This window comes from Hymenobacter saemangeumensis (genome assembly GCF_039541835.1).
GTDB lineage: Bacteria > Bacteroidota > Bacteroidia > Cytophagales > Hymenobacteraceae > Hymenobacter > Hymenobacter saemangeumensis.
This window is the reverse complement of sequence record NZ_BAABGZ010000016.1, coordinates 1-16,890: the sequence shown is the minus strand read 5'-3', so window position 1 is coordinate 16,890 and position 16,890 is coordinate 1. Positions and strand designations below refer to the sequence as shown.

Below are 16,890 nucleotides of genomic sequence, written 5' to 3'. Positions count from 1 at the left end.
CCTATGAGCCAAATGAAGTGAGTTTCCAGCACACGGCCGCATTGGCCCCAATGGCACGGAAGGCATACCCGCTGCTGGTATAGAACATCCCTTCTTCTACCCCGCTCAAGGCTTGCGCCCCAATGCCCGTAAACACACCGTTAGTCCAGTTGGCGGCTGTTGTTAGCTTGGCCTGTTCAGAAGCCGGGAATTGCCCTGGCGCTAACGCAGTGGCCGCAATTTCAGCCGTGGTAAGGCTGGCTGGCTTCACGTTTAAGGTTAGCACCCTGGTACCCCCATTATATGAGCCAAGCAGATTGCTGCTAACCAGAGCCGCCGTGAAAAGAGAAGCCGCCGCATCCTTCGCTTGGTTATCGGAATAGCCAGCAGGCACCGTGGCCCAATAGGCGCTAGCGCCATCGGTGAACAGTGCTTTGCCATTTTGCCCCGCCTGAGCTGGCAGAGCTGCCGCCGCACCCAGCGGGAAGCGCAACTGCCACCCGGCTACGGTCTTCTCATACGCCGCAATATTGTACCGGAAGTACCAATCACCTGTAGCGCCCAAATTGACATCTGGCACAACAGAGCCACCTAGGATTTTAGAACCATCCTTGGGCCGAAGGCTGCCCCGGCTTACCCATTCGCCATCAACGTACACCCAGACCGTTCCCAAAGCCGTGTCGAGGAACACATCATCTAATTGCACATCATACGGCCCGATGGGTGCCGAGCCATTCAGTTCTTCTGCGAACAGGCGGCTGCCACGGCTTAGTTTTTCAAGTTGCTCAATTGCGGCAATTACGTTCGCTTCATATTCCCGCAAATCTTGAGCGGTGGTCAACCCCGCCCCGTCTCCGTTACTGCGGATTTTTTCGGGTAGCAGGGCGATAAGTGCTTCAGCAAGCTGTCCCATTAGTAAAAGTCTTGAGGGTTGTAGTCGGTGTGGTCATAATCCTGCCCTTGTCCCGGTTCAGGTGCAGGTGCTTCTTGTGTGTTGTTGGTGGTGTTGACTCTGTAACTGGCCTGAGCGTAATAGCTCACCAATTCCGAGTCTACCGCTGCATCCGGCACCGTAAGCACTTGGCCGCTGGTGAGCGCATCCGTTATGCTAAGTCCATTTGCATCGGCAAGGGCAAACAGTGCTTCTGTTCCACCCAGGTTGGTCAAAGCCAGGTCTAGCAAGCTTTGCCCATCACTTACTTTCAGCTCAGCCATTTTCGTCTTTGTAAGAGGCTAGTAGGTACAACTGGCCATCTGTGGATAAGGCCAGCTGTGAAATGGTCATGCCATCCAATTCCATCTGTTCTTGAATTTCAGCCGACACCACCGCGCCGGGGGCATCGTCAAGCAGCATCGAGCGCAGCCCGACACCGACCAACGGACTACCACGCCACCATCCCTTCTCAGAAATAAGAATGTGCCGTTGGTGCTGCTCAGTCGATTCACCTATTTCAAGGTCACCACCACGCACCACCAAATCATCTTCACCGTCTGTGAGCAAGTCAAAAACTTTCATCGTTAAGAGATGGTGGCTGAAGTGATGGTGCCAGTCTGGGCAGCAGCGGTGCCCGTAGTGGCCACAGTGCCCGAGACAGTAGCCGAGCTGATAAGGGCCACTATCAAGTCTGCCAGGGTGTCCACGTAGGCATCTTGTGTTTGGGCATTGCCTTGGGGGCTGTTGTCGGTGCGGCTGGCCATATCGACCAACAACCCCTTTAAACCCTGTTTAAATGCGGTTTTATTGAGTGGCATTAGTTCTTAAATAGAAGGTCTAAGCGTTGGTCAAGTGCAGTGAACTCAGGTGCGTTTAGCAGTTGCAGGGTAGCACCGTTGTTGGTCTGAAAGGACATGCGGCCGATAGCGGCGAAGGTGTCTTTTAGAATGGCTTTCAAGCTTTCGTTCTCGGTGGCCAGGGTTAGCAGTTGGGCGGTGCTGGCCTGCACCACTACAGCGGTGTCTTCATCAAGCATCAGCAGCGTTACCGAGCTTCCTACTTTGGGAATCACTGTAAAGCCATCTACCGCCCCGTCATCAGCAATGGTGCGTAAGCGTACCCCTACCAGCTCAGCTCCTTCATCATCGGGGTCAACGTCACAGGTTAGCTCCTGAAGGTTTACACTGGTTACCACTCCCGTCTTAACCGGGTGTGGCCCTTGGGTGAGAAGTTTCAAAAGGCGTTGTGCTTTCTCGCTCATTGCTAGCCTGCTTTATTGGCCCGTTTACCTAATTCAATTGTGCGCCGGAAGCCTTCGGGGCCAAAGCTGGTTTTCACCGTATCGACCAAATAGCGTCCTGACCGCTGTGGGTGCAGGTCGTCATACAGTTCCGCAACTCCCGAGTGAATCACGTAGGGCACCCCAAAGCCCGTGAAGCTGCCCCGGTAACCATCGTACTTGAAAGAGCTGAGCCGCTGAAGCGCCATACCTTTCAGCACCACCGGGTCTTTGCTTTCGGTGCGAAGCGTAATGGTGCGTTCTTCCCCTTCTGTGTCGCCTACATCTTTCACGGTGGTCTTTTTACCGTTCCTGTGGTAGGCTACCACCTTGGCTTTTATTCGCACATCTTCAGCCCGCTTGTAAGTCAAATCATCACTAATGATGTTCTGCTGAAAACCGTACTTGGCCACCGAGCCTTCCGGCCCGGTGGTGCTGGTGAATTCGGTGTAAGGCAAACCCACGAACAAGCGGCCACCACGGAAGTAGGCACACACCAAGTAGTTTTCCTTGACCTTCTGAAGCACGTTGGCCACGGTGGTTCGGTCGGCACGGAAGGCTTCAATGGCAATGGCAGGCACCGAGTCTGAAAGCTTCACACCGGGCACCAATTCTGCCAGAAGCTTTTTCAGTGACATGTTTTTGAACGTCTTATTGATGGGGGTGCGCTTCAGCTTCCAATACTCATCTTCGCACCGAACCTCAAAAGGCACCGTCAACTTCACTTCAGCCACGTAGCCTTTGAACTCGGTGCGTAAGTTGCCATCATAGCCCAATTGCACTTCAACCGGGTCACCCACCTTCACCACGTCTTCAACCTTCACCCGTTCGGCCACGCTGCCATCTGGGTTCACCACCTGCACCAGCCCGTATAGCTTGAGGTTGCAGGTATCACCCAGATTCTTCCAAGATGATTCGGCTTCATAGCCGCTAATCTTGGTGTAAACCAGATTACCAATGGTGACTTTGCAGGTAAGAAGCAGGCTCATTTTCGGATTAGTTTGGCCACCGAGGATTCATCAGAAACCGCGTTGATTTCATAGTAGAAGCTGCCCGAGTTGCCGGGCACAAGTGGAAAGGTTATGTCCTCAATCACCAGCCGGGAAATGTTGAAGTAGGTAAGCAGCTGGCATTGGCAAGACACGTCCCGATTCACCTTCCACAGCCGGGCAAGCTCCCGCATCTTTTCTTCTGGGTAGTCATCAGGCACCAGCCCGCCCGAGTCCCTGAAACGTTCGGCCGATTCCCGCACGGCCTGCCCTTTGATGTTGATTTTGTAGTCATCTTCACCAATCATTTCCTTCACGGTGCCATTGCCGCCCGCTATGGGAGTCTTGACAATAACCTTTGCGCCGCTGAGCGTAATTAGGGGTTCATTGGGCAGCCAAACCCCGTCAATCTGAATGCGAAAGAACATGGGAGTGCCCAGCAGCGAAACGGGCGGGGCCGCGAAGTTTGGGGCTTCATTTTGGAATTCCCCGCCCCCGGCAAGCACCTTGGGGTAGGGAACCAGCAAAGGGTTCCCTAGCCCGGTGAAAAGGTTGATGTTGAAGCCAGGTGGCTTAGATGTCAGTTCCATTTCTATACTATGCCTACGCCTTGGCTTACCCCGTTTACTACCCGCTCCAATGCTTCTTCAAGCATCCTCACAACATCGTTTGTCCCTTCGGTTAGATTGGTGGTGTTGATGTTGATAGAGTCCTGAAACTTGCCAATGGTGATGTTCACCGTTGTTGGCTTGCTGCCCCCGCTGGTGACCTTTTCCGCTTTCGCTTTCACGGGCTTCGCGGCCACGCCCTGGGCTTTTGCAGCAGCCTCAAACGGGTCTTCTTTTGGCCCGGCCACCATCAGCTTTGAATCAATAGCCCCCACCTTCATTGAGCCTAAACCCAGGTAAGGTGCAATGGTGTCCCATAGCCCTTTGAACTTGCCCACCAACCCTTTCACAAAGCCGGTGATTCTGTCCCACAGCCCGGTAAACCACTTTTCAATGCCCGGAAACAGCCGGAAGATTTGGGACACCATCAGGTAGAACGGGTTGTTCTCTATGAAGAATTTGCCGATAGCCAGCAGCCAAACCTTCAGCGTGTCCCAATAGCTGATAATAAGTGCTACGGCACCAGCCACGGCTACCAGCCCGAGAATGATGATACCAATAGGGTTGGCACTCATAGCGGCATTCAGTGCCCATTGTGCCACGGTAGCACCTACCAGCCCACCTGAAAAGCTAACCAGCCCAAGCAAGCCAGAACCCACCATCAGCAGTGCATTCTTGGCTACCGACAAGCCCGAGGCTGTTTGAGCGAAGACGAAGCGCCAAATAGGCGGCACCACGGTCATAAACCCGGCTCCCATCAGCTGAAGCAAGGGTATCATTTGCGATACCATCACAGCGGCCTTAGCTGAACCTTGGATGAATGGCAAATAAGGCTCTGTGGCTTGGAACACCGAAATGCCAAGGTTTTCCCACAATGCCTTTGCCCTATCCATACGGCCTGCATGGGTATCCATGATGATGCGGGCCGCATCGGTGGCCGCGTGTGAACCCGTCATTGCTTTTTTGTACTCACCCAGGGCAACCGTACCCCGTAGCAGGATATTCGCCGCGTTGGAATTTTCTGTGCCAAAAAGCTTGGTCACCAATGCCGAGTCATACTGAATCTTCTTCAGTTCAGTCAAGCGGGCAGCAAAGCTTTTGGACTTATCCCCTAAGATGTTGATGTCAACACCAGCTGCCTTCAGCTCCTCTTTCACGTCCTTCGGCAAGAAGCGGCCTTCACCCAGCTTGCCCAGCACGTTCCGTAGAGCAGTGCCCGCTTCAGCTCCTTTTAGGCCCCCTTGGGCAAGAACCTGAATAGCGGCATTGGTTTCAATGAAGCTGACACGGGCACCCGAGGCAGCCACACCCGCCACCTTAATTGCGGCGGCTATATCAGGCACTTCAGCAGCACCCGCATTTGCCCCGGCTGCCATCACATTCATCGCCGTAGTCATAGCCTTCGCGGCCGTGACAGGGTTTTTCAAATCAATGTTGAATTGCTGAAGGGAAGTGGTAAGCGCCTTCATGGAGCCAACACTATCCCCCTTCATGGACTTAGCCAGGATGCCCACGGCCGCGCCCATGCTGGCCATTGCCGCTTTGTTTTCGGCCATCTGTGGCCCGAGTTCGCCCAAGATGCCTTTGTAGCTCTCAATGTTGTCAGCTGCGCTACCACCCAGCAGCAAGGACATTTCCCGGCCTTGCTGCCCGAGCTGAACCAGCCCCGCTCCCGTCTGGCCTGTAAGCGCAGATAAATCAGCTAAGGACTGTTGAAACTTCACCCCCGGTTCAATGGCTGAGTTCAGCGTATTGGCGGCGGTCTGAATACCCTGTGCCGCTTGGTTGGCCAGCATCAGCCCCACCCCAAGCGCCTTGGCACCGGCCTTGGCTTTGTCGAAAACCCCGGCCATTTTTTCGGCCTTCTGCAAAATGGTTTGCATTGGCCCGCTTGCCTTATCGACAAGATTCAAAACCCACTGGTAAGCTCTCATTGACAGGTTGGAAAATCAAAAGGCACCCACTTACTGGGTGGGTGCCTTTTGTTGGTTTGCTTTGGCTTCTTGCTCCCGAATCCATACCAGGTTAGCGAACATTTCAGCCCACTTCTCATCAGTGAGCGCGTCCACTTCTTTTGGCGACATTCGGAAGTAGTAAGACAGCTCCGCGTTTACAATTCGGATGAAGCTGGTTTGCGGAGTGATTTCCGCTTCATCAATTAGTTTTTTAGTGTCGCAACCTTGCTGGTGATGATTTCATCAACGCGGTTCACAAGCGCGTAATAGAGTTCATCATCAGCCTTGGTTTCGGCAATGAAGTTGAGCTGACAGTTAGACATGATGACTTCAGAATACTTGCTGGGCTTCTTCGTCTTCATCAGCACATCATTGGCCGCTTCCACAATTGCACGGGAGGGGTGTTTGAAGCACACCAGCTTGCCATCTACTTCTACCACTTTGATTTTGCGGCCGTGCTCCTGTGCCCACAGCACCAATTGGTATTCCGTAGGGTTGCCATCGGCATCAGCCAGCGCGGGGGCAGTAGAGGCTACAGGGCCAACAGCAGCAGCAGCCACGGCGGCGGCTTCAGGGTTGCTACTGGTGTTGCCAGCAGAAACACCCAGCAAGCCGAGCGAGTGAGTATGACCGGGCAAGCTCTCGGTTTTCAGGGCATCAGCAGCGGTTGTGTCGTTCAGGTTCGTCATCTTGGATTAATGAAAAAGCAAAAAGGGAGGGGGTTGGCAACTTTTGCCGTTTAAAGGGTTATTAAAGAGAAAGGCCAGCCAGCACCCCGGCTGGCCTTTCATATTAAATTGACATTTGCAACTGAATATCAGAGCACTTGAAAGGCAGTGTCACGGGCATGTTCAGGTCACCCACCTTGCCGCCTTTTTCATACTCACCCAGCAGCACGTTCTTAATCACGTCCTTCACCACTTTCGGATTCTCCATGTCGGGAATGAACATCACGATAATGTCAAAGGGGGGAAGGGTCGTAATGGTGCGGCCGGGGTAAGCCGCAAGCATGCTGGCCACCATTGCTTCAAAGTCCGACTGAAGCACTGTCAAGCTTCCGTCTGAATCCGTCTGGCCATCGGCATAAGCAATGGGCTTGCGGCCGGTGCCGTAGATAAATTCTCGGGCCGTTTTCTCTTTGTACTTGATTTCAGTGACACCCAGCACCACCCGGCCAAGGAAGGCTATTTGAATGTCCTGCCAAGAGTATTCTTTGCCGTTAATCACTGATTAAGAATTGAAAGGGTTGAAGAATTCCACGGTGGCTTCAATGGTGCGGGCCGTGGCTTTTTTAGTGATTCGCACTACAGCCTTGATTTTGTCGGTAGCGGTCACGTTCTGGTTCGGGTCAACGAACACCGACACGGCTACCGCTTCGCCCGTTACCACCATTTGGGTTTCAATGGCATTTTCCAGCACGTTTTGAAAGCGGGCGATTTCAATAGCCGGAAGCTTGCCGCTGGTAGGGTCTACACTCACATCGTCCAAGAGTTCATCCAAGTAGATAGCGCGGGCAATGCGAGCCGCTTTTTTGATTACTCGGGAATCTTTGATGAAGGCGTAGTCATCAGTAGCCGGGGCACACGTAGGGTCGTCATTGAAGAAGAACCCGTCTTTGCCAGGGTGAACCAGCGGGAAGATGTAGGCTTTATCAGTCAACACGTCCAAGGCCGTGTCGAGCAATGACGTGACTAACGCACCGCCTGACAGGCTGGCTTGGCGAAGGCCCGCGATAGCACCCGAGCGCACCCGGCCAATGGAACGCTGAACCGGAATGGCTGACAAACGGCCCAGCACGGTTCCCACGTTGGCATATTTGCTGGCCACTGTGATACCAGCATCTACCAATTCAGCCACCCGTACTGCATCACGGCCAATGGTAACAGCCACGCTGTTTGCATTGAGTGTGCGTAGGTCGTAAGCAGCGGCGGCACTGGCATTGAAGGCCCGGCCTTCCAATACCACATCGACAGGCCGGAATCGGATGAACTCAGCAGCGGCGAAGGTTTGAGCAAGCGGCACAGCAGCCAGCAGGTCAGCCGTAACACCAGAGGCCAAGGCGGCTTCAGCCACCACCGGATTCAGGGCCACAGCCAGCAACCGTACCACTCCCTTCTTTTCCTGAAGGAAGCTCTGAAGGGCCACGTTGGCATCACTGCTTACAGTAAACAGGTTTACCAGCGTAGTTGCGTTTTCTAAAAGCAACACATGCAGCGGGGCACCGTCTCCGGCTTCAGCATAGAAGTCTTTGACATGCTCCCAGGCCAAGGCGTTGTTGTCCACGTCGGCATCTTGGGTGATACCAGCCACTTCCGCGTCACGCAAGCTGTAAAACAGCCGTTCGGTGATTTGGTCAATGTAGGTATCGGGCAGGCACAGCACCAGCAGGGCCACCCCGTCAGCATTGGCTACTTGGCGGCCTAACTGCCCGTTGCCAAGCATAATTTTTACTTGTGGCCTCATTTATTCGGCTTTTTTGGTGGGAGTTTTCTTTGAAGTGGCCGTAGCCTTGGCAGCAGCGGGCTTAGTTTCCCGAGGCTTGCGCGTGGGGGCTGCTGGTGCCGACACCGGCACTTCAGCAGTGGGCTTGCGCCCCCGGCGCACGGCCGGGGCTGAGCTGGCAGCCTGCATCACCTTCTTCACAGCTGCATCAACAGCGGCCGTTATGGGCCGGGTGTCAAGGGTGATGTTCACCGTCTTTGGTTCAGCAGCCGGTTTGCTGGGTTCTTTCAGGAAGTCGGGAAGGTGGGTTGCATTGGCTACCAGCTCACCCAGGCTTTCAGGCAGCAACGAGGCGGCGGGCTTCACAGGAGCGATTACCAAGCCCGCTTCAGCCATTGCATCTTCAATCGACAGGCAAGCGGGCACTAACAGCGCTTCACGGTGAATCACCATTTTTTCACTGCCAGCCTTCGCGGCCGAATGTTCCGCGTAGCTCTCAAACTCGGGCCTGTAGAACTTCCCGTCATGCGTGGTAGCCACCAAGGCCCCCACATCGGGATTGCTTGCGAAGTAGGGCACCGAGCGCTTCACCAGCTCCGCAAGGGTGTATTTGGGTTTGTTCACTTGATAAAGCGAAAAGGGGTGAAAAAACGGATGTAAAACCACAGCCCAGCACACAGCAGCACTACCACTGTGAAGCCGATACAGTACCGGGCAAATCGGCTATTTTGCGTCACCACCGCTTCTGTTTTCGTGGTGGTGCTGGCTTGTCGGGTGCGGCTGATTTCGGTATCTACCACGGGCACTTGTGCTACAAATGGCTTCGTGATTGACGTGACCTTCACCAGCCCGTAGGCATCGACTGAGAAGGCAAGCGTAGTGTGTCCACTGTTGCTGTAGATGGTCACGGGCCGGATTCGGCCGGTGCGTTCATCGTAGGCCAGCCGGGTAGTGAGCTTGGCCGAGTCACCCGGCACCGACACAGCCACTAGCCGTTGTACTTGGCGAAGGGTGGTGGAATCCGTAATAACGGTTTCGGTGCTGGTGCTGGGTCGGGTGGTGGCACAACCTGAGCTGGCCACCACCGCCCAAAACATTCCGACTATCAGCACCACTTGGGCCACGGCTTTAGCTGTGCGTGTGTTGGCCAGGGTGCGGAAGTCGAAACGGGGTTTCATTACTCGGGAATCCAACTTGATACTATGGTGATTTGAGAGCGTAGGCGGCGCATTCTGTAGACTCCATCACCATTCCGGTTGATGCCGCCCGAGCCGGTGTTGCCTTCCACGGTTATCACAAAATCTTCCCCCCAGCGGTCAACAAAGCCAACGTGCCCGATGCGGCCCAAATTGGCGTAGTAGAAGCCTACACAATCACCCTGTTTAGGCGGGCCGCGTAGGGCCATACCCCGGCTGTAGATGACTTTGGCAGCCGGGAACCAGTTCCGGGCAGCGCCCGAGCCGGGCGGCACTGCCAGCCCTACTTGCTTCAGGCACCACGTAACGAAAGCCCCACACCAGGGCTGGCCACGTTGGTTGCCCGAGCTTTTCAGGTAGGTTTCCACCCGAGGGCCGCAGTTGCTACAGCCCACTTCCCGCACCCCGGCATCAGCTTCAGCATTGAAGACCTTGGCTAGCGCAGCCCGTTTGGCCGTGCTGGGTGTAGCGCCAGGCGCTACCGCGTAAGCTGACTGAACAAGAGCAAAAAGCCCAATAAGTAGACAGCGGTAAGTAAGTGTTTTTGCCACGGCGTGAGCTGGTAAAAGTTCCTCACAAAGCGGCTGCCACGGGTAAGGAATCGGTGAATGACGGTGAATTCATGCTTCAGGAACAGCTTGCAAAAGCTGTAGAGAATGAGGCCGCGAATGGTGGCCAGCAGAAGCGTTTGAAATACCCCAATGTCCATCAGCACGGGCCGCTGGCCATCACTAGAAGCTACTTCGGCCACATCGGGGAAGGCGTACCACAACACCAGAAACAGGAACAAGCCAGCCGCCTTCCCCCGTTGTGTCACCAAGCATTGCAGGCGGTTCCGCACCCGTTCGGTGGAACCAGTAGCCCACTTGTCATAGAGCAGGGCCACCCCCACTACCACGCCAAGCAAAGCCAGAATTGAAAAAAGAAGCGTTTTCATCAGTCGGTATTAATGTTGAGCCACTTGAATAGACGCTTCAGAAAAAACGTGGTGCAGAAACCGACAGTGGCCCCCACAGCAGCATAGATTGCCGCGCCTATCAGACTGTTTGCGCCAACCGCGCCAAGCTGCACGGCCATCAGCATCCCGAGCGGGCCACTGAAGATTCCTGTCACCACGTTTTCTCCGTTGGTCATCTTAGTAAAGCCGTGAAGGCTTAGGCGTGGGCTTCTACCAGGGCCACAATGCCGACCTCATCAGCACGGGCAGCGCGGCCACCACTGCGAACCATTGCCGAAATGATGGTGCCGTAGAAAAGCGGGTTGCCGTTGCCGTTGGAGCCTGCATCTTCAAACACCTCAATGCCGCCGTTCTGCGAGCCGCCAAAGCAGCGGCGCACATAGTTCTTTTGCCAGAACAGGCAGGACACGTTGTCATTCGAGCTGCGGGCTTCAGCGAAGTCCATTTTCGTGTTGTCGTCGTTGTCGTAGATGGTGGTGTCGCTCCGTACGAACACGTCAAAGCCCATCACCTTACCGATTGCCCCGGCGGTCAGCACAGCTTGGCCGATTTTTTCCAGGCTGGTGAATTCCTCAATCAGCAGCAGGTCAGTCACCAGCAGTGCGTCAATCAGCATGTAGCGGCCTTCACGGGGCACATTCTGCGAATCCAGAATGGTAGCCGCCTTAATGATGTCCTCTTTTGCAATGCGCTTCCGGTTCACGGTGCCAGCGCCGAGCTGGAAGATTTTGTAAGCCGCACGGGCCGCACCCGAAGTGCGAATGATGTTGACACCCACGGTAGGCGACCAAGCGAAGGCCATGCCTTCGGCCACTTGCGTTCTCAGCACTTCGGTTTGGTCAAACAGCACCGATTGCCGCTTATCGTAGTTGGCTTCAATTTCTTCCGTCTTCTGAATCACTACCGGGTCGGTGGTGTACTCGTCAATGTCGTAATCAGCAGTGGTGTCTACACGCTTGGCAGCCTGAGCGGGCAGCTGAGTACGGTTCTTTTGTGCGCCCGGCTTGGTGCCCGCTTGGTTCAGCTTCACGGTCTTGCCTTCCAGAAATGCCCCGTCATCACGGCTCTGCATCATGAAGGAGTTGTCGGGGTAGATGTTCTCTTCAATGGTATCTACCCAGATTTCACGCTGAATAGCCATGAAGGCAAAGGGCTGGTTCAGGCTCACGGCCGGTTTGGCAGGCAGGCAGCAGCCTATGCCAAAAAGGGCAGCAGCAGGAATAACGGGGTTTACACCCGTCACCAGTGCAAGCACAGCACCCAGGAAAAGGGCCATAACTGCGTTGTACAGAAGGTTTTTGAAGTTAAGTTTCATCAAACTTAGAAGGTAAAAAGTGGGTGTTTAACGTGAATTATAGACTTGTTTTTGGACACGTTGGAAGGGTTTAAGCACCCTTCGCCGTGTCCGCGAAGGGTGCTTTACAATGTGGCTGGGAGTGCTTCTGGGTGGTGCTTAGCTGTTGGGCTTGCGGCCGTACTGAGCTTCGTACATGGTGTTGTAGCGGTCGGAATTGGAAGCCTTCAGGGCCAACAGGCCCTTGGAATCCTTCTTCTCCCACTCGCGCATAGTCCAGGCGGCCCGAGGGTCAGGCGCAGTGCCACCAGTGCCACCCAGGTTGGTGGTGTTGTTGCTGTTCACTTCCCGCACCACATCGGCCAAGCGCAGGTCTTTGCCGGGCTTATCACCTTCAGGCGCGTCAGTGGCCGTGGGCTTCTTCAGTTGGTCAAAGCCCAGGAAGTGCAGGGCCAAGCCAGGGTCAGCAGCTGCCAGCTTCGTAAACTTGTCTTTGTTGCCAGCATCTACCAAGCCTGCTTTTTCGGCAATGCTGATAATGGTATCAGCATGGGCATTGGCAGCATTCAGCCGCATTTGTTGAATGGCAGCCACTACTTGTGCAGGCGTACTGCCAGCCGCAAGCCCGAGGGCCAACAGGATTTCATCCATCGGTTTTTGAGTTTGGAGATTGAGGGTTGGTAAAAATTTGTTCAGGCTTTCGGCATTGGCGGTGGCGTCTTCAGTCAGCCACAGGCCAGCGCCCAGGTGTAGGCGAAGGGCATTTTTGTTGCCCGGTATGTCCACTATGCTTGCTTCATTCAGAATGCTTTTGGTGATAGTTGGGCGCGTTTGGCCCGCCACCAGCATTTCAGGCTTTTCAGACCATTCCAGAATTTCAAGGCCCGAGCTACAGGCGTTCAAAATCTTCTGGTTCACCTTGCTTTCAATCGACTGAGCAAAAGGGTCGGTTTGGTCGAAAACCCCTTCAGCCGAGATAGTAGCGTCCTCTTTGGACACCTGCACATCTTCCCACTTACCAATCACCAGCCCCCGTGTGTGCATGTAGAGCATCACGGGGTTCTTCAGGAAGTCTTTCAAGTCAACTCCCTTGGTGATGATGCGGGTGCCGTAGCAGTTCAGGCGTTCATCAGTCAGTACAAAGCGGGCCATAAATGGGGTGTGGGTTGGAGCAATTGGGATGCAATACTACCCCCGGCAAAACCCGCTGTAAAGCCCTCATTTCCAAGATACGTGGCCCATTTTCTATAATGCGTACACAGTACCCGCATCATTGAAATTCATACTGGCCAGCCCTACCCGGTCAGCTTTTCTTTGCTTCAAAAAGGAGCAATGGCACTTACCAACAAGGACAAAAAGGAGTTGGCCCTAAGCCTATTCCTGAACACCGACAAAAGCCAGAAAGAGATTGCGGCCCGGCTTGAGGTGAGCGAAAACACGCTTTCGACATGGGCCAATGCCGGTGGCTGGGCTACCATCAAAGGAGCAAACACCGCTACCCGGCCACAGATTATTGCCGACCTGTACCAGCAAATCAGTCTGATAAAAGACAAGGCGGTAGATGATGAAGGGAAACGGCGGGTGATGAACACCCACGAAACCCAGGCAATACGGATGATAAGCAAGTCAATCAGTGAGCTTGATAAGCGGCTCAGCATTGACACCTACATCACGGTCATTGAAGAAATGATGACGTGGCTTTTCGAGGTGGCACCCGCCCTTGCAAAAAGCATCATGCCCAAGGTTGACGGGTTCGTGGATTCCAAATTCAAGGAATTGTCATAGCGGCCCAACTACAGCCGAGTCTTTAAACACCATTTAACAGCCTCACCACGGCCACAACACCCCGCTTCTGGTATCGGTGTATCAAACAAGGCCCGCGAAGCGCACAAACAAGCCTTTTCAATGGCATCTCCATTATCCAAAAAAAAGAACCTGCAAGCCAGGTGGAAGCAGCTGGTTAAGAAGATTAGTTCTGACCAACCCATCAACCTTACGGAAACTGAGCAGGACAAGGAAGCCCGCAAGGCCCGCGCAAGGGCTGATTATGGCTTTTTTGTCACCTACTACTTCCCGCATTACGCCAAGGATAAGGCAGGCAACGTCACTGAATGTGCTCCTTTCCACATCAAGGAGGCCAATGAGGTACTGAAAAACCCCATGTTTAAGGGCATTTGGGAGTGGTTCAGAGGTTCAGCCAAGTCAACAAATGCTGACATTTTCTTGCCCATGTGGCTGAAAATTCAGGAGCCACGGCAGCTGAACGTAATGATGCTGATAGGCAAGAACAACAAAACGGCTACTCGCCTTTTGCAAGACATTCAGGGCGAACTAGCCGCAAACCCCCGCTTTCTGAATGACTTTGGCCAGCAGATAAAGGATGGTTCCTGGGAACAAGGGGAGTTTCAAACCAACGATGGGTGCGCTTTCGTGGCATTGGGCATGGGTGAGCCACCGAGGGGCACCCGCTTTGGGTCACATCGTCCTGACTTCATTGTGTGCGACGACTTAGACGACGACAAAATGAAGAAGAACCCTTCGCGCATTCGTGAAGCGGTTGAATGGTTAGAAAGAGCAGTGCTGGGCACAGGCGACACAGGAATAGGCCGGTTCCTATTCGTGAACAACCGCATTGCCAAAAACGGCATTCTGGCCACGCTGGTAGCAATTAAGCCGCATTGGCACCACAGCAAGGTTAATGCCCTGCAAGAAGACGGAACACCAAATTGGAAGCGCTACACCCGCGAATTCTATGCTGCCCTACTGAAAGACGTGGGATGGAAGGCGTTCCAAACTGAGTGGCAAAACGACCCACAAGAAGATGCCGGCGTGTTTGAGCATGAGCAAATCAAGTGGGAGAAAATACCGAGCTGGGAGAAGCTTGATTCAATCGTGATGTATGGTGACATGTCCTACAGCACTAGCAAGAAATCAGACTTCACATCTATTCCGGCATGGGCCAAGTGGGGAAACCGGCTGGTAAAGCTGAAGGTGTACCACCGGCAAGGCCAGACGCTCAGGAAGGCTATAGAATGGTGGTTTGAATTCTACATCAGCCTACCAGCCCCCATTAAAAGCAAGTTCCGGTGCTATGTCGAGGCCAACGCTACCCAGAAGCTTTTGCTGAAGACGGAAATAGACTTGGCCTGTAAGAAATACGGCATTGTCAACTTCATCAAGTACGACACCGACCGCAAAGGCGACAAGAATGACCGCATTGGTTCAATGACTAGCGCCTATGAAAACGGGGATACCGTCGTCTACAACATAGACGAAAAAGAAGACCCTGACATGATAGCCAGCATTGAACAGCTTACCGGCTGGGAGGAAGGCGCGGCGCATGATGACGGGCCGGATGCTGACCAATCCGCATGGCAAAAACTTCAGAAACTCGGGCGGCTGAGTGGCCGCACCGGGCAACGCTCAGGCAAATTTCAAAAGAACACTTCACGCGGTTTTTAATATGCTTTTCCTTACCCCCAATGACTTCTTAGGCCAAATCAGCCGAGAGGACTTAGACACGCTGTTGGAAGAACAACCCCAGCCCGAGCCGGAACCAGTAGACCCCGAAGTGGAACCTACAGGTGATGAACCCGCCCCGGAACCTGAACCCACCATTATTGAGCTGGCAGAGCGTAACGCAATGGCAGAGGTAGCCAGCTACCTACGCGGGCGGTACGATATGGAAGCAGCATTTAGCCTGTCGGGCATGCTCCGCAATGCCCAGCTGGTGATGATAGTGGTAGACGTGGCCTTGTGGCACCTGTTGCCCCGTGTCACTTTCCGCATGGTGAGCGAGGTACGCGAAACCCGCTACAATGCTGCTTTGAAGTGGCTGAAGTTGGCCCAAGACGGGAAAAGCAACCCCGACTTGCCCCGCTATGCCCCCAGCTCAGGTACCAGCACCCAGCGCAACAACCTTTTTCGGTATGGTAGCCAGCCAGCCCGGTCACACAACTTCTAATAGCAATGCAGTTAGGACAACCCTTTAAAGCCTTCACCCGCTGGCTTAATCAATTTGAGCTAGCCAAGAAGCCCGGCACCACCGACACGGCCACCATAGCCGGTGGCAAAAAAGCCAAACGGGCACCCAGGCTAAAAGATAGCTTGGTGGCCCTGCAATCACGCACCAGGATTGCGGCTGAAATGGAAGCATGGAAGCGGGCTGAAGACCGGGCCTTGCACCCCACCAAGCCCCGCCGTGATATGCTTATGGCACTTTACCAGCAAATCACCAAAGACAACTACTTAACTGGCCAGATGACCACCCTGAAGAACAAGGTGCTGTCGGAAGGCTACACGGTAGTTGATAAAACCGGCAAGGAATACCCCGATGTGCTAGAGCTGTTTGAACGGCCTTGGTTTACGGATTTCCTGTCACGGGTGCTAGACACCGACTTCTACGGCCACACGCTTATCAACTTTGACTACCCAAACGAGGAAGGCGAATTTCACCGATTCGACCTGATACCGCGTGGCCAGGTGGTGCCAGAATTTGGGCAAGTGCTGCTGAAGCCCACCGATGATGTAGGAGTGCCCTTTCGTGGCATTGATGCCGACTACACCAAGCTTCTGATTGAAGTCAGAATGTTTGATGAAGAGGGCAAAGACCACATTGGCATTCTGAATAAGGCCGCGCCCGAAGTCATTTGGAAGCGCTACACCCGCACCGATATGTCACGGCGGTCTGAAAAGTTCGGCATGCCCCTGGTAAGCCTCAAAACAAGTGCTGTGGAGGAATCAGAGTTATCAGCCCGAGAGGAAGCACTAGCCAACATGGGTGCCAATGGCTGGGTGGTTATTGACGAGTCGGAAGAAATCGACGTGGTAGAGTCGAGCAACACCGATGGTTCAAAGATTTACACAGCGCTTAGCAGCATGTGTAATGATGAAATAGCCTACTTGATAACTGGCCAGACTGCTACCAGCCAGGAAACAGGCAGCCGGGCAGGGGGTGAGGTACATGAACGGGTGCAAGAGCACTACATACAGGCCCGTATGCGGTTCATTTCGCAGTACGTAAACTTCACGTTGTGGCCGTTCCTGAAGCTTTGGGGCTATCCCTTGGAGGGGCTACACTTCAAGTGGCGTAAATGGATTGATGAAGCCAAAGCCAAGGAAACTGGTGATGCCCCCAAGCCCACCAATGACCCTGAGAAGGACACCCCGCCCCTGAGGTGGTCTAGCTAAGCCGGACACAATTGGGACATGATTTGCAAGTGGTTTTCGAAGTGGTTGGGTGAACAGTAGCCGAGG

At 54.0% G+C, this 16,890-nt stretch carries 22 protein-coding genes; 4 read left to right on the top strand and 18 right to left on the bottom strand.

Annotation, left to right across the window (positions count from 1 at the left end):
• Position 1 precedes the first annotated feature (1 nt).
• The 18 genes from ABD919_RS07980 to ABD919_RS07900 all read right to left on the bottom strand — a co-directional run bounded on the left by ABD919_RS07980 (position 2) and on the right by ABD919_RS07900 (position 12,786).
• The gene (locus ABD919_RS07980) at positions 2 to 892 is read right to left on the bottom strand and encodes a hypothetical protein (protein ID WP_345235463.1); all 891 of its coding nucleotides are present in this window, start codon (positions 890 to 892) and stop codon (positions 2 to 4) included.
• Entirely contained in the window at positions 892 to 1,194 is a 303-nt protein-coding gene (locus tag ABD919_RS07975) for a hypothetical protein (protein WP_345235462.1), read from the bottom strand. Before ABD919_RS07975 ends, ABD919_RS07980 begins: the two co-directional genes overlap by 1 nt.
• Positions 1,187 to 1,495 carry a hypothetical protein gene (locus ABD919_RS07970; RefSeq protein ID WP_345235461.1) on the bottom strand — a complete coding sequence of 103 codons (309 nt, stop codon included), beginning with the start codon at positions 1,493 to 1,495 and terminating at the stop codon, positions 1,187 to 1,189. The genes ABD919_RS07975 and ABD919_RS07970 overlap by 8 nt, the downstream gene beginning before the upstream one ends.
• A 2-nt stretch (positions 1,496 to 1,497) precedes the next feature.
• Entirely contained in the window at positions 1,498 to 1,677 is a 180-nt protein-coding gene (locus tag ABD919_RS07965) for a hypothetical protein (RefSeq protein WP_345235460.1), read from the bottom strand.
• 53 nt (positions 1,678 to 1,730) lie between these two features.
• Positions 1,731 to 2,174 carry a hypothetical protein gene (locus ABD919_RS07960; RefSeq protein ID WP_345235459.1) on the bottom strand — a complete coding sequence of 148 codons (444 nt, stop codon included), beginning with the start codon at positions 2,172 to 2,174 and terminating at the stop codon, positions 1,731 to 1,733.
• Positions 2,175 to 2,176: 2 nt separating this feature from the next.
• A complete protein-coding gene (locus ABD919_RS07955) occupies positions 2,177 to 3,181 on the bottom strand; it encodes a hypothetical protein (RefSeq protein ID WP_345235458.1) in 1,005 nt (334 codons plus the stop codon).
• Positions 3,178 to 3,609, bottom strand: coding sequence for a DUF6046 domain-containing protein (locus ABD919_RS07950; RefSeq protein WP_345235457.1), 432 nt, complete (start codon positions 3,607 to 3,609; stop codon positions 3,178 to 3,180). The genes ABD919_RS07955 and ABD919_RS07950 overlap by 4 nt, the downstream gene beginning before the upstream one ends.
• A gap of 164 nt (positions 3,610 to 3,773) precedes the next feature.
• Entirely contained in the window at positions 3,774 to 5,702 is a 1,929-nt protein-coding gene (locus ABD919_RS07945) for a phage tail tape measure protein (RefSeq protein ID WP_345235456.1), read from the bottom strand.
• A gap of 245 nt (positions 5,703 to 5,947) precedes the next feature.
• Positions 5,948 to 6,433, bottom strand: coding sequence for a hypothetical protein (locus tag ABD919_RS07940; RefSeq protein WP_345235455.1), 486 nt, complete (start codon positions 6,431 to 6,433; stop codon positions 5,948 to 5,950).
• A gap of 103 nt (positions 6,434 to 6,536) precedes the next feature.
• Positions 6,537 to 6,971, bottom strand: a complete 435-nt coding sequence (locus ABD919_RS07935; RefSeq protein ID WP_345235454.1) for a hypothetical protein — start codon at positions 6,969 to 6,971, stop codon at positions 6,537 to 6,539.
• Positions 6,972 to 6,974: 3 nt separating this feature from the next.
• Positions 6,975 to 8,207: a DUF2586 family protein gene (locus tag ABD919_RS07930; protein ID WP_345235453.1), complete on the bottom strand. Its 1,233-nt coding sequence runs from the start codon at positions 8,205 to 8,207 to the stop codon at positions 6,975 to 6,977.
• On the bottom strand, positions 8,208 to 8,810 hold the full coding sequence (locus ABD919_RS07925; protein WP_345235452.1) for a hypothetical protein: 603 nt from the start codon (positions 8,808 to 8,810) through the stop codon (positions 8,208 to 8,210).
• Positions 8,807 to 9,364 carry a hypothetical protein gene (locus ABD919_RS07920; RefSeq protein WP_345235451.1) on the bottom strand — a complete coding sequence of 186 codons (558 nt, stop codon included), beginning with the start codon at positions 9,362 to 9,364 and terminating at the stop codon, positions 8,807 to 8,809. The genes ABD919_RS07925 and ABD919_RS07920 overlap by 4 nt, the downstream gene beginning before the upstream one ends.
• Positions 9,364 to 9,750, bottom strand: a complete 387-nt coding sequence (locus tag ABD919_RS23945; protein WP_425556400.1) for a CHAP domain-containing protein — start codon at positions 9,748 to 9,750, stop codon at positions 9,364 to 9,366. Before ABD919_RS23945 ends, ABD919_RS07920 begins: the two co-directional genes overlap by 1 nt.
• A 110-nt stretch (positions 9,751 to 9,860) precedes the next feature.
• Positions 9,861 to 10,319, bottom strand: coding sequence for a hypothetical protein (locus ABD919_RS07915; RefSeq protein WP_345235450.1), 459 nt, complete (start codon positions 10,317 to 10,319; stop codon positions 9,861 to 9,863).
• The gene (locus ABD919_RS07910) at positions 10,319 to 10,516 is read right to left on the bottom strand and encodes a hypothetical protein (RefSeq protein ID WP_345235449.1); all 198 of its coding nucleotides are present in this window, start codon (positions 10,514 to 10,516) and stop codon (positions 10,319 to 10,321) included. The genes ABD919_RS07915 and ABD919_RS07910 overlap by 1 nt, the downstream gene beginning before the upstream one ends.
• 20 nt (positions 10,517 to 10,536) lie before the next feature.
• Entirely contained in the window at positions 10,537 to 11,616 is a 1,080-nt protein-coding gene (locus ABD919_RS07905) for a phage capsid protein (RefSeq protein WP_345235448.1), read from the bottom strand.
• Between the two features lie 177 nt (positions 11,617 to 11,793).
• Positions 11,794 to 12,786, bottom strand: coding sequence for an HK97 family phage prohead protease (locus tag ABD919_RS07900; RefSeq protein WP_345235447.1), 993 nt, complete (start codon positions 12,784 to 12,786; stop codon positions 11,794 to 11,796).
• Positions 12,787 to 12,966: 180 nt separating this feature from the next.
• Here ABD919_RS07900 and ABD919_RS07895 point away from each other — a divergent pair, with 180 nt between their 5' ends.
• The 4 genes from ABD919_RS07895 to ABD919_RS07880 all read left to right on the top strand — a co-directional run bounded on the left by ABD919_RS07895 (position 12,967) and on the right by ABD919_RS07880 (position 16,824).
• The gene (locus ABD919_RS07895; RefSeq protein WP_345235446.1) at positions 12,967 to 13,419 is read left to right on the top strand and encodes a hypothetical protein; all 453 of its coding nucleotides are present in this window, start codon (positions 12,967 to 12,969) and stop codon (positions 13,417 to 13,419) included.
• Between the two features lie 120 nt (positions 13,420 to 13,539).
• Positions 13,540 to 15,096, top strand: a complete 1,557-nt coding sequence (locus tag ABD919_RS07890; RefSeq protein WP_345235445.1) for a hypothetical protein — start codon at positions 13,540 to 13,542, stop codon at positions 15,094 to 15,096.
• A 1-nt stretch (position 15,097) separates the two neighbouring features.
• On the top strand, positions 15,098 to 15,598 hold the full coding sequence (locus ABD919_RS07885) for a phage protein Gp36 family protein (protein WP_345235444.1): 501 nt from the start codon (positions 15,098 to 15,100) through the stop codon (positions 15,596 to 15,598).
• A 5-nt stretch (positions 15,599 to 15,603) separates the two neighbouring features.
• Positions 15,604 to 16,824, top strand: a complete 1,221-nt coding sequence (locus tag ABD919_RS07880) for a phage portal protein family protein (RefSeq protein WP_345235443.1) — start codon at positions 15,604 to 15,606, stop codon at positions 16,822 to 16,824.
• Positions 16,825 to 16,890 lie beyond the last annotated feature (66 nt).